This is a genomic window from Melaminivora sp. (genome assembly GCF_032059615.1).
Taxonomy (GTDB): Bacteria; Pseudomonadota; Gammaproteobacteria; order Burkholderiales; family Burkholderiaceae_C; genus Melaminivora.
This window is the reverse complement of the sequence record NZ_DAMCAM010000080.1, coordinates 1-11,019: the sequence shown is the minus strand read 5'-3', so window position 1 is coordinate 11,019 and position 11,019 is coordinate 1. Positions and strand designations below refer to the sequence as shown.

The 11,019-nt window shown below is 67.5% G+C and carries 18 protein-coding genes; 6 read left to right on the top strand and 12 right to left on the bottom strand.

Going from position 1 to position 11,019, the window contains the following annotated elements:
• Positions 1–80: 80 nt before the first annotated feature.
• The 4 genes from RT051_RS13520 to RT051_RS13505 are packed head-to-tail and all read right to left on the bottom strand — an operon-like array spanning position 81 to position 2,247.
• Complete coding sequence (locus RT051_RS13520; protein WP_313077479.1) at positions 81–551, bottom strand: F0F1 ATP synthase subunit B; 471 nt, start codon at positions 549–551, stop codon at positions 81–83.
• 37 nt (positions 552–588) lie between these two features.
• A complete protein-coding gene (gene atpE / locus RT051_RS13515; RefSeq protein WP_011803767.1) occupies positions 589–837 on the bottom strand; it encodes a F0F1 ATP synthase subunit C in 249 nt (82 codons plus the stop codon).
• 57 nt (positions 838–894) lie between these two features.
• Positions 895–1,758, bottom strand: coding sequence for a F0F1 ATP synthase subunit A (atpB, locus tag RT051_RS13510; RefSeq protein WP_313077478.1), 864 nt, complete (start codon positions 1,756–1,758; stop codon positions 895–897).
• A 21-nt stretch (positions 1,759–1,779) separates the two neighbouring features.
• The gene (locus RT051_RS13505; protein WP_313077476.1) at positions 1,780–2,247 is read right to left on the bottom strand and encodes an ATP synthase subunit I; all 468 of its coding nucleotides are present in this window, start codon (positions 2,245–2,247) and stop codon (positions 1,780–1,782) included.
• A 145-nt stretch (positions 2,248–2,392) separates the two neighbouring features.
• Here RT051_RS13505 and RT051_RS13500 point away from each other — a divergent pair, with 145 nt between their 5' ends.
• From RT051_RS13500 to lipA, 3 genes are all read left to right on the top strand, one after another.
• Positions 2,393–2,698: a DUF493 family protein gene (locus RT051_RS13500; RefSeq protein WP_313077475.1), complete on the top strand. Its 306-nt coding sequence runs from the start codon at positions 2,393–2,395 to the stop codon at positions 2,696–2,698.
• A gap of 12 nt (positions 2,699–2,710) precedes the next feature.
• Positions 2,711–3,403 carry a lipoyl(octanoyl) transferase LipB gene (gene lipB, locus RT051_RS13495; RefSeq protein WP_313077474.1) on the top strand — a complete coding sequence of 231 codons (693 nt, stop codon included), beginning with the start codon at positions 2,711–2,713 and terminating at the stop codon, positions 3,401–3,403.
• A 68-nt stretch (positions 3,404–3,471) separates the two neighbouring features.
• A complete protein-coding gene (lipA, locus tag RT051_RS13490; RefSeq protein WP_313077473.1) occupies positions 3,472–4,452 on the top strand; it encodes a lipoyl synthase in 981 nt (326 codons plus the stop codon).
• Positions 4,453–4,536: 84 nt separating this feature from the next.
• Here the strand turns inward: lipA and ptsP are convergent, their stop codons facing one another.
• From ptsP to RT051_RS13475, 3 genes are read right to left on the bottom strand one after another with little or no spacing between them, the layout of a single operon-like run.
• Complete coding sequence (ptsP, locus tag RT051_RS13485; RefSeq protein ID WP_313077472.1) at positions 4,537–6,270, bottom strand: phosphoenolpyruvate--protein phosphotransferase; 1,734 nt, start codon at positions 6,268–6,270, stop codon at positions 4,537–4,539.
• A 17-nt stretch (positions 6,271–6,287) separates the two neighbouring features.
• On the bottom strand, positions 6,288–6,557 hold the full coding sequence (locus RT051_RS13480; RefSeq protein ID WP_313077471.1) for an HPr family phosphocarrier protein: 270 nt from the start codon (positions 6,555–6,557) through the stop codon (positions 6,288–6,290).
• Between the two features lie 28 nt (positions 6,558–6,585).
• Positions 6,586–6,987, bottom strand: coding sequence for a PTS fructose transporter subunit IIA (locus tag RT051_RS13475; protein ID WP_313077470.1), 402 nt, complete (start codon positions 6,985–6,987; stop codon positions 6,586–6,588).
• Positions 6,988–7,119: 132 nt separating this feature from the next.
• On the opposite strand from RT051_RS13475, the gene RT051_RS13470 reads away from it, so the two are divergent.
• Positions 7,120–7,623 carry a TlpA disulfide reductase family protein gene (locus tag RT051_RS13470; protein WP_313077469.1) on the top strand — a complete coding sequence of 168 codons (504 nt, stop codon included), beginning with the start codon at positions 7,120–7,122 and terminating at the stop codon, positions 7,621–7,623.
• Positions 7,624–7,730: 107 nt separating this feature from the next.
• Here the strand turns inward: RT051_RS13470 and RT051_RS13465 are convergent, their stop codons facing one another.
• On the bottom strand, positions 7,731–8,192 hold the full coding sequence (locus RT051_RS13465; protein WP_313077468.1) for a cytochrome c: 462 nt from the start codon (positions 8,190–8,192) through the stop codon (positions 7,731–7,733).
• Between the two features lie 192 nt (positions 8,193–8,384).
• On the opposite strand from RT051_RS13465, the gene RT051_RS13460 reads away from it, so the two are divergent.
• Together RT051_RS13460 and RT051_RS13455 are read left to right on the top strand one after the other, a co-directional pair.
• Positions 8,385–9,059 carry a cytochrome b/b6 domain-containing protein gene (locus RT051_RS13460; protein WP_313077467.1) on the top strand — a complete coding sequence of 225 codons (675 nt, stop codon included), beginning with the start codon at positions 8,385–8,387 and terminating at the stop codon, positions 9,057–9,059.
• A gap of 94 nt (positions 9,060–9,153) precedes the next feature.
• Positions 9,154–9,630 carry a GNAT family N-acetyltransferase gene (locus RT051_RS13455; RefSeq protein WP_409520609.1) on the top strand — a complete coding sequence of 159 codons (477 nt, stop codon included), beginning with the start codon at positions 9,154–9,156 and terminating at the stop codon, positions 9,628–9,630.
• Here the strand turns inward: RT051_RS13455 and RT051_RS13450 are convergent.
• The 4 genes from RT051_RS13450 to rplP form a co-directional block, all read right to left on the bottom strand.
• A complete protein-coding gene (locus RT051_RS13450; protein WP_313077465.1) occupies positions 9,624–10,136 on the bottom strand; it encodes a peroxiredoxin in 513 nt (170 codons plus the stop codon). The two genes, RT051_RS13455 and RT051_RS13450, sit on opposite strands and share 7 nt — an antisense overlap.
• Before the next feature lie 93 nt (positions 10,137–10,229).
• The gene (gene rpsQ / locus RT051_RS13445; protein WP_313077464.1) at positions 10,230–10,499 is read right to left on the bottom strand and encodes a 30S ribosomal protein S17; all 270 of its coding nucleotides are present in this window, start codon (positions 10,497–10,499) and stop codon (positions 10,230–10,232) included.
• A gap of 9 nt (positions 10,500–10,508) precedes the next feature.
• The gene (gene rpmC / locus RT051_RS13440) at positions 10,509–10,712 is read right to left on the bottom strand and encodes a 50S ribosomal protein L29 (protein ID WP_313077463.1); all 204 of its coding nucleotides are present in this window, start codon (positions 10,710–10,712) and stop codon (positions 10,509–10,511) included.
• A gap of 14 nt (positions 10,713–10,726) precedes the next feature.
• Positions 10,727–11,019, bottom strand: a 293-nt coding sequence (rplP, locus tag RT051_RS13435) for a 50S ribosomal protein L16 (protein WP_313077462.1), incomplete at its 5' end; no start/stop codon positions are given.

The following is an 11,019-nucleotide window of genomic DNA, read 5'->3' as shown; positions in this document are numbered from 1 at the left end:
GCGTCGGTGCAGGCCTGGTACAGCGCCTCGGCGTAAGGGCGGGCAATGGTGGCGAGTTCAGCCATTAATTTGCTCCTACCTTACAGCTCGGTCTTGAGGCGGTTCAACAGATCGGCATGCACGCTGGCGTTGACTTCCTTGCGCAGGATCTGCTCGGCACCCTTGACGGCCAGGGCCGCCACCTGCTCGCGCAGGGCTTCGCGGGCCTGCACGGCCTGCTGCTCGGCCTCGGCCCGGGCGGCGGCGACAATCTTGTTGCCTTCGTCGCCCGCGCGTGCCTTGGCCTCTTCGATGATGGCCTGGGCGCGGCGCTCGGCATCGGCCAGGCGCGTTGCGGTTTCGTTGCTGGCGGCGGCCAGTTCCTGCTTGACGCGCTGATCGGCGGCGGCAAGCTCGGTCTTGGCACGGTCGGCAGCGGCGAGACCATCGGCGATTTTCATGGCTCGCTCATCCAGCGCCTTGGCGATCGGGGGCCACACGAACTTCATCGTGAACCACACCAGGATCAAAAAGACGATGGCCTGAACGAACAGGGTCGCGTTGATACTCACGGCAACACCTTTCTATTCGGGGCGTTGAAGGAGTGCTTTAGGCCAGGACGAAGGGGTTGGCAAAAGCGAACAGCAGGGCGATGGCCACGCCGATCAGGAAGGCCGCGTCGATCAGGCCGGCCAGGATGAACATTTTGGTCTGCAGTTCGTTGATCAGCTCGGGCTGGCGAGCCGACGATTCCAGGAACTTGCCACCCATCAGGGCGATACCGATCGAGGCGCCGATGGCGCCCAGACCCACGATCAGACCACAAGCCAGAGCGACGAGGCCGAGAATGTTTTCCATGATGACTCCTAGGATGAAAAGAAAGAAAGGTTGAAGGGAGAAGGGAAACGAAAAAGCTCAGTGAGCGTCATGCGCCTGGCCGAGGTAGATCAGCGCCAGCATCATGAAAATGAAGGCCTGCAGGGTGATGATCAGAATGTGGAAGATCGCCCAGATAGAGCCCGCAATGATGTGCCCCACGGGGAGCAACACACCAGAGAGCGACATGGCAGCCGCGCCACCCATCAGGGCGATCAGGCAGAACACCAACTCACCAGCGTACATGTTGCCGAACAGTCGCATGCCGTGCGAGACCGTCTTGGCAACGTATTCGATGATCTGCATCGCGAAGTTCACGATGCCCAGGATGACGGCGAAGACCGGGTTCTTGCTGGTGCCGAACGGGGCCGTGAACAGTTCGTGGATCCAGCCGCCCAGGCCCTTGACCTTGATGCTGTAATAAAAACACAGCAGCAGCACGGCGGAGGACAGGCCCAGCGTGGTGGACAGGTCGGCCGTGGGCACGACACGCAGCACGGCGTGCGAGTCGCCGGTGGCGCCCTGCCACAGCACCGGCAGCAAGTCCACGGGCAGCATGTCCATGGCGTTCATCAGGAAGATCCAGACGAACACGGTGAGCGCCAGGGGGGCGATGAACTTGCGGCTCTCGGCGTTGTGAATGTTGGCCTTGGCCTGGTTGTCCACCATCTCGACCAGGATCTCCACGGCTGCCTGGAAGCGACCGGGCACGCCCGAGGTGGCCTTGCTGGCAGCCGAGCGCAGCACCAGCAGCATCAGCGCACCGAGCACGATGCCGACGACGATGGAGTCGATGTTGACCACGGAAAAGTCAACGATGAAACCCTGCTTGACGTTCTGCAGGTGCTGCAGGTGGTGAACGATGTATTCACTTGCAGTCGGGGCGTTCGCATCTGCGGCCATCGGGCAACTCTTCTCTCAATGTCAAACGGTTTTTCGGACACCGGGGCGCGCCAGGAGCGCGATCCAGTACGTTTTCATCACCACCACCATGCCGACCAGCAGTGCCAGCCAGCTCAGGCCCGGCACCAGCCGGGGCGCCGCCGCCAGCATGGCGACGGTCAGAACAATCTTGACCAACTCCCAGCCCATCAGGGCCACCATCGCCGCACCGGCCGACTCGCGCCTGCGCTGCACTCCGCGCGCCAGCAGCGCCGTGGGCAGCGCCACGGCCAGCCCACCGTAGCCGGCCGACCAGGCCGTGGCGGCATTGCCGCTCCAGGCCCAGCCTGCCAGCGCCACCAGCACGGTGGCTGCGGCCTGCAGGGCGACGATGCGCCAGGGCGACAGCATCCGGTGGCGCTGGCGCCACCGGACGGCTTCTTCGGCGCTGAGGGCCTTGAAGTCGTCCTGGACGTCCTCAGTTTCGGCCTGCGGGTCTGCTGACTTCATCTGCCGGATCACTCCTACAAGTCAGGCCGGAACTTCTCGCAAAGCCTCGCATTATAAGTACAAACCCCGGCTCATCCGCAATGGCCGGATGGACCCGTCCCTGCCGGCGCGTTGCGCGGCGCAGACCCCTCTCCCGGAAAGCCCCATGAACACCACCGCCACACCCGACGGCGCCAGCGCCCCCGACCCGCGCAAGGACTCGCTGATCGAATACCCGTCGCAGTTCCCCATCAAGATCATGGGCGCCAAGGACCCGGGCTTCGTTCCTGCCATCGTGGAGGTGGCACGGCGCTTCGACCCGGCCTTCGACGAGGCCACGGTGGAGCTGCGCGAGAGCCGCGCGGGCAACTACCAGGGCATCACCATCACCATCACCGCGACCAGCCGCGAGCAGCTCGACGGCCTGTATGGCGCCCTGAGCAGCCATCCCATGGTCAAGGTCGTGCTGTAGCGCGCAAGGCCCATGCAGCCGCGCCTCCTGGGCCGGGCGGACTATGCCCGCACCCTCGCCGCCATGCAGGACTTCACCGCCGGGCGGGATGTCGACACCGCCGACCAGCTATGGATTTGCGAGCATGACCCCGTCTTCACACAAGGGCTGGCGGGCAAAAGCGATCACATCCTGGCAGCCGGCGAGATTCCGGTCGTCGCTACCAACCGGGGCGGCCAGGTCACTTACCACGGCCCGGGCCAGGTCGTCGCCTATCCGCTGGTGGACCTGCAGCGCACGGGCTACTACGTCAAGGAATACGTGCACCGCATCGAGGAGGCGGTGATCCGCACGCTGGCGCAGTTCGGTGTGACGGGGCACCGCGTGGCCGGGGCGCCCGGCATCTACGTGCGCCTTCAGGATCCTTTCAGCCACGCCATGCTGGCGCAGCGGCCTCGGCGGCGCGACGCGGCCGACGGCCCGCCGCAGCCCGACTTCACGGGCCTCGGCAAGATCGCGGCGCTGGGCATCAAGGTTTCGCGGCACCGCACCTACCACGGCGTGGCCCTGAACGTGGCCATGGACCTGGAGCCGTTCTCGCGCATCAACCCTTGCGGCTATGCGGGGTTGGCCACAGTGGACCTTTCTACAATCGGCGTCCACGCGTCCTGGGACGAGGCTGCGTCCGTACTCGGCACGCAGCTCGCCCGGCGCCTGGCTCCCTGACGGCCGGCGGCCGCCAGGCGAGCGCGCCCCTGCATTTTCCTGTCCGCCGCCTGCCCGCACCGCCCGCCATGAGCACCTCCGAAGTCGTCCGCGAAGCCCAGCCCGCCCCTGCCTACAACCCATCAGCCAAACAGAAGGCGGGCGCCAAGCTGGCGCGCATCCCCGTCAAGGTCGAGCAGGCCGAGGTGCTCAAGAAGCCCGAGTGGATCCGCGTCAAGGCCGGCAGTCCCTCCACGCGCTTCTACGAGATCAAGAGCATCCTGCGCGAGCACAAGTTGCACACGGTGTGCGAAGAGGCGTCGTGCCCGAACATCGGCGAGTGCTTCGGAAACGGCACGGCCACCTTCATGATCATGGGCGACAAGTGCACGCGCCGCTGCCCGTTCTGCGACGTGGGCCACGGCCGCCCGGACCCGCTGGACCAGGACGAGCCGCTGAACCTGGCGCGCACCATCGCCGCGCTCAAGCTCAACTACGTGGTCATCACCAGCGTGGACCGCGACGACCTGCGCGACGGCGGCGCGGGCCATTTCGTCGAGTGCATCCGCCAGGTGCGCGCGCTCTCGCCGGCCACGCAGATCGAGATCCTGACGCCAGACTTCCGCGGCCGCGACGACCGTGCGCTGGACATCCTCAAGGCCGCCCCGCCCGACGTCATGAACCACAACCTGGAGACCGTGCCGCGCCTGTACAAGCAGTCGCGCCCGGGCTCGGACTACCAGTTCAGCCTGAACCTTTTGAGGAAATTCAAGGACCTGCACCCCCAGGTGCCGACCAAGAGCGGCCTCATGGTGGGCCTGGGCGAGACGGACGAGGAAATCCTCGAGGTCATGCGCGACATGCGCGCGCACGGCATCGACATGCTCACCATCGGCCAGTACCTGGCGCCCTCGAGCGCCCACCTGCCGGTGCGCCGCTACGTGCACCCCGACACCTTCAAGATGTTCGAGCGCGAGGCCCATGCCATGGGCTTTTCGCATGCCGCGGTGGGCGCCATGGTGCGCTCGAGCTACCACGCCGACCAGCAGGCGCACGCCGCGGGCGTTTGATTTTCAAGCCAAAACCGGTCGAAACCCGCGCCAGTCCTAGAGCTATAGCTACACTTCAGGTAGCGCAATCCAGGGGCCCGACATTCAGGCAGCCAGCAATGCCAGCTGCGTTGCCGGCTCGTCCGCCGCCAGCACCTCGCGCGCCCGGGCGGCCAGCTGCGGGATGTCCGCGCGCAGCACTTCCTGCTTGACCGCCGGCACCTGCGCCGGGTGCATGGAGAAGCTGCGCAGGCCCAGGCCCAGCAGCAGCCGGGTCAGGGCGGTGTCGCCCGCCATCTCCCCGCACACGCACACCGGCTTGCCCGCGCGCGCGCCCTCGGCAATGACCTCCGCCACCATGCGCAGCACGGCCGGGTGCAGCGGGTCATAGAGCTCGGAGACGGCCTCGTCGGCCCGGTCGATGGCCAGCGCGTACTGGATCAGGTCGTTGGTGCCGATGGAGAGAAAGTCGAAGTGCGCGAGAAACTGGCGCGCCATCAGCGCGGCGGCCGGCACTTCGATCATGGCGCCCAGCTCCACCGGACCGTAGGACGCGCCGCGCGCGTCGAGCTCGGCCCGTGCCAGCTGCACCTGCGCCAGCGTCTGGCGGATCTCCGAGAGATGCGCCAGCATGGGGAACAGCAGGCGCACCTTGCCGTGCGCCGCGGCCCGCAGGATGGCGCGCAGCTGCGTGCGGAACATGGGCGGCTCGGCCAGGCTCCAGCGGATGGCGCGCAGGCCGAGCGCCGGGTTCAGAGTGCTGTCGCGCTGGCCCTTGTCCAGCGGCTTGTCGGCGCCCACATCCACCGTGCGTATGGTCACCGGCAGCCCCCGCATGCCCTCGACCGCCTCGCGGTAGGCGCGGTACTGCGAGTCTTCGTCAGGCAGGCGGCCGCTGCGGCCCATGAACAGGAATTCGGTGCGAAACAGCCCCACGCCGACGGCCCCGGCAGCCAGCGCCACCGCCGCGTCGGCCGGCTGCTCGATGTTGGCCAGCAGCTCGATGGCCTGGCCGTCGGCAGTCACCGATGGGGTGTGGTGCAGGCGCACCAGGCGTTCGCGCTCCAGGGCGATGCGCCGCTGGCGCCCGCGGTATTCCTCCAGCACCCGCGGGACCGGGTCCACGATGACCACGCCGGCATCGCCGTCGATGATGATCCAGTCGTCCTGGCGCACCAGCTGGCCCACGGCCCGCGCGCCGACCACGGCCGGGATGTCCATGCTGCGCGCCACGATGGCGGTGTGGCTGGTACGCCCGCCGACTCCGGTCACGAAGCCGGCGAACGGGCTTTTCCTGAACTGCAGCATGTCCGCCGGCGACAAATCGTGCGCCACCAGCACGAGCGGCGCGTCGGCGCGCGGCAGCGCCGCGTCCACGCCACCCGGCAGCTGCATGCCGCTGCCGCGCAGCTGGCGCAGCAGGCGCTCGGCCACCTGCTCCAAGTCGGCCTTGCGCTCGCGCAGGTACTCGTCCTCCATCTCGTCGAACTGGCGTGAGAGCACCTCCAGCTGGGTGCTCAGCGCCCACTCGGCGTTGTAGCGTCGCTCCCGGATCCAGTGGCGCACGCCGCTGGCCAGCATCTCGTCCTGCAGCAGCAGCACGTGCACCTCCAGCAGCGCGGCGAGCTCCTGCGGTGCATCCGGCGGCACCTCGGCCTGCAGGCGCTGCAGCTCGTGCGTGACGGCGTCGCGCGCCTCGCGCAGGCGCCCGATCTCGGCCTCGGCCTGGTGTGGCTCGATAAAGTAGTGCACGACCTCCATGCGGCCGGTGGACGCCAGCACCGCCCGCCCGATGGCAACGCCGCGCGAAACCGCCAGACCATGGATGGAGAACGTCATTGCCGGGCCCTCCCGCCTCACTGGCCTTCGCCGAACTTGTCCTCGATGAGCGCAATGAGCGCGTCCATGGCCTCGCGCTCCTGGGCGCCGTCGGTCTCCAGCTCGACCTGCGCGCCCAGGCCCGCAGCGAGCATCATCACGCCCATGATGCTCTTGGCGTTCACGCGCCGTTCGCCGCGGCTCATCCAGACGTCGCACGGGTAGCTGCCGGCCAGCTTGGTGAGCTTGGCCGAGGCGCGCGCGTGCAGGCCCAGCCGGTTGCTGATGGTGATGGAGTGCTTGATCATGGAAGGCAGCAGGGGCAGCGGTGGAGGATCAGGGCCGGGGAGCGCTGGCCGCGACTGGCACGACACCCTGCGTGCCGCCCGCCAGGGCGCGCGCGGCGAGCTGCTCCAGCGGCTCGGCGCGGTAGCACACGGCGCGCAGCAGCATGGGCAGGTTGACGCCGGCCACCAGGCGCGAATGCACGCCATCGACCAGACGCTGGGCGACATTGGCCGGGGTGGCGCCGACCACGTCGGTCAGCACCAGCAGGGGCGCGTCGCCCTGGCCGGCACGCAGCGCGCGCGCGGCCAGCAGGGTGGCCTCGGGCGGCTCGTCGGGCGGCACATCCAGCGCCTGCAGGTCGGGCGCGCATTCCGGAAAGACATGCAGGGCGCACTCGCGTAGCGCATGGGCCAGGGGCTCGTGGGCGATGATCAGGAGGCGCGTGGACATGTCAGGCGGTAGCATCTGCCGCATTATGGCCGGCCGCCCCCGGCCCGCCTCGCTGCGCATGGGGGCTTGGGCGCTGCGGCACAATTGCCGCCAGCCACGCAGGCGCGCGGCCGCAGGAGGGCCGGAACAGTCATGCAGATGAAGAAGTGGATTTTGGCGGGTGTGCTGGTCGCCTGTGCCGCCGTAGGCACGGCGGTGGTGCTGCGCTCGAACGTGCATGAGGCGCCGCCCTCGACCTTCGTGCTGCTCGACGGCAGCCAGCAGACCACTGAAGGGCTGCGCGGCAAGGTGGCGCTGGTGAACTTCTGGGCCACCAGCTGCACCACCTGCGTGGCCGAGATGCCCGAGATCGTCGCCACCTACGACAAGTACAAGGACCGCGGCTTCGAGACTCTGGCCGTAGCCATGAGCTACGACCCGCCGAGCTACGTCGTCAATTTTGCCGAGACGCGCAAGCTGCCCTTCAAGGTGGCGATCGACAACACCGGCGCCGTCGCCCGGGCCTGGGGCGACATCAAGCTCACGCCCACCACTTTCGTGGTCAACAAGCGCGGCGAGATCGTCAAGAGCTATGTGGGCGCGCCGGACTTCCCGGAGCTGCACCGGCTCATCGAGCGGCTGCTGGCCGAAAGCTGAGCGGGCACAGACCCCGCCCAGGGCAGTGAGAAAGGCCGGTTTTCCTGGATGAAATCGGCCTTTCTCGTTGACGGGCCTCGATTGTTTGCTACTTTTAAAATAGCTTGTCAACGCGCCCGAAAGCTGTCATGGCAGGCCTTGCAGCTATTGGCGGCGGGGCCGAAGGCGGCCTTCAGGTTGTCCAGGCTGCCGGTGCGGGCAGCGGCCAGCAGCTTGGGCGCCTCGGCCTGGAACTTCTGCGCGTGCTCGGTGAACTTGGGCGCGTCGCTCCACACCTCGGGCCTGGCCTTGGTCGGCGCGCCCTTGTCGGTGCCCGGGCCGAACGCCGTCCAGGGCAGCGCGGACAGGGCGGCAATGACCTCGGCATCGGCCTGTGCAGCGGCGGCGTCGTAGGGCATCTTGCCGTTGACCATGGCGCCGATGCGCCCGAAGTGCTGGCCAATCACGAACAGCGTGCTCTGGCGGTACTTGATGGCGTCTTCCGGCTTGGCAAACTGGGCTGCGGCAGGCAGCGACAGGGCAGCCGTGGCGACGGCGGCTGCAGCGAGGGCGAGGGTCTTGGAACGCATGGTTGAAAAAGCCTTTCTGTTGGGGTGTGCGCCAGCCAGGGCGCGTCGGCGCGCAGTATGTCCTGCCGCCGGGGTTTGATGCAGGGCAAGTACCCGGGTCCTGCTCGGGTATGGGCCACGGCGTGGTGCGGTCCTGCCCGGCACAATCGCCTGTCTCCTCCCGTTCCCCACGTTTTTACCCCTTTTTTTGCCATGCAGCACACGGTACGCATCTGGGACCTGCCCACCCGCCTGTTTCACTGGAGCCTGGCTGCCTGCACGGTGGCCCTGGTGGTCAGCGCCAAGGTGGGTGGCAATGCCATGCAGTGGCACCTGCGCCTGGGCTACGTGATGCTGGCGCTGCTGGCATTTCGCCTCGTCTGGGGGCTGGTGGGCGGGCGTTGGTCACGTTTTGCCAGTTTTTTGCACTCGCCGGCGCGGCTGTGGCGCTATCTGCGGGGCCGGGGCGACCCGGTGCTCGACGATGCCGGACACTCTCCCCTGGGGGCGCTGTCGGTGCTGTCGCTGCTCGGCGTGCTGGCGCTGCAGGTGGCCAGCGGGCTGGCCAGCGATGACGAAATCTCGTTCACCGGGCCGCTGGTGCGTTTTGTCTCGGGCGACTGGGTGGGCCGCGCCACGTGGTACCACGCCGAAGTGGGTCAGTACCTGATCTACGCCCTGGTGGCGTTGCACCTGCTGGCCATCGCCTTCTACGCCCTGGTGCGTGGGCGCCGCCTCGTGGGACCCATGGTGGTGGGCGACAAGCAGCTGCCCCGGCCGCTGCCGCCGTCGCGCGATGACGCCGTCAGCCGCGGCGCGGCGCTGCTCGTGCTGCTGCTGTGCGCGCTTGCCGCGTGGTGGGTGTCCCGGCTCGACCTGCTGGCTTGACTCCGCGCGGAGGGCCGGGGCTACACTTTGGCGTTTGACCTGCAGCCAGGGCGTCTGCCCAGATCTTTGCACCGTGAACCCGTCTTCTCCTGCCATCACGCTGTCCTCGCCGGTCTTGCCGGAAGAGACGCAGGCCGTGCGTGAGTTGTTCGAAGAATATGCAGCCAGCCTGGACATCGACCTGTCGTTCCAGAATTTCGCCGAAGAGCTGGCGACGCTGCCGGGCGACTACGCGCCCCCGCGCGGCGCCCTGCTGCTGGCTTGGGTGGATGGCGCCCTGGCGGGCTGCTGCGCGCTGCGGCCGCTCGATACGGCCGACTACGCCAACGCCAGCGAGATGAAGCGGCTGTTCGTGCGCAAGGCGTTCCGCGGCTTTGGCCTGGGACGCCAGCTGGCCGAGGCCACGCTGGATGCCGCGCGCCAGGCGGGCTACGCCAGCGTGCTGCTGGACACGCTGGACGGCATGGAGGCGGCCCGCGCGCTCTATGCCGAGCTGGGCTTCGAGGAAATCCCGCCTTACTACCACAACCCGGTGGCGGGGGCGCATTACCTCAAGGCCGACATTTACTGAGCCTGCATCTGGCCAAGCAGCGTCCCGGCGTCGCTGACCTCGAACTTGCCCGGTGCCTCGACGTTGAGCTGCACCACCTTGCCGTCCCTGACCAGCATGGAATAACGGTTGCTGCGCAGGCCCAGGCCCTTGCCGTGCAAGTCCAGCGTCAGGCCGGTGGCGCGGGCGAAAGCGGCGTCGCCGTCGGCCAGCATGCGCACCTTGCCGGCGGTTTGCTGGTCCTTGCCCCAGGCGCCCATGACGAAGGCATCATTGACCGACAGGCACCAGATCTCATCCACACCTGCGGCCTTCAAGGCTTCGGCATGCTCCAGATAGCCGGGTACGTGCTGCGCCGAGCAGGTCGGCGTGAAGGCGCCGGGCACCGCGAACAGGGCGATGGTCTTGCCGGCCGCGGCCTGCTGCACGTCCACCGGCTGCGGGCCGCTGGTGGTGCAGGTGCCGTCCTCGGCGTGCTGGTACTCCATGAGCGTGGCTGCGGGCAGCGAGTCACCGATCTTGATCATGCGCAATCTCCTTGAAAAACAGGGACGAAAAAAAACGACCCACGCATTGTGGGTCGTTTCGCAGGACGCCGCCGCGGCGGCGTACCCATGGGCTTAGACCAGACCGGCCTTTTGCACCAGGCGGGTGGCCACCCAGTGCTTGGTCTTGGACAGAGGGCGGCTTTCCGCGATTTCCACGGTGTCACCCATCTTGTACTCGCCGTTCTCGTCGTGGGCGTGGTACTTGCTCGACTTGATCACGATCTTGTCGTAGATGGGGTGCTTGACGCGGCGCTCGACCAGCACGGTGATGGTCTTGGCACGCTTGTCGCTCACCACCTTGCCGACCAGGGTGCGCTTGAGGGCTGTCTTGGCTTCCGTCATGTTCGCTCCTTAGGCCTTGTTGGTGGCTTGCTTTTGGGCAAGGATGGTCTTGGCACGGGCAATGTCGCGGCGGGTGCTCTTGAGCGTCGCCGTGTTGCCCAGCTGTTGCGTGGCCTTTTGCATGCGCAGGCCGAAGTGGGCCTTTTGCAGCGACTTGATTTCGTCCTTCAGGCCAGCCTCGTCCTTCTGGCGCAGTTCAGCAGCTTTGGTCATATCGATCCTCTTTCTCAGGCACCGATCTGACGGGCCACGAACGTGGTGCGCAGCGGCAGCTTGGCAGCGGCCAGGCGGAACGCCTCGCGCGCCAGTTCCTCGGGTACACCCACGATCTCGAACACGACCTTGCCCGGCTGGATCTCGGCCACGTAATACTCGGGGTTGCCCTTGCCGTTGCCCATACGCACTTCGGCGGGCTTGGTGGAAATGGGCTTGTCCGGGAACACGCGGATCCAGATGCGGCCGCCGCGCTTGACGTGGCGGGAAATCGCGCGGCGCGCGGCTTCGATCTGGCGGGCCGTCA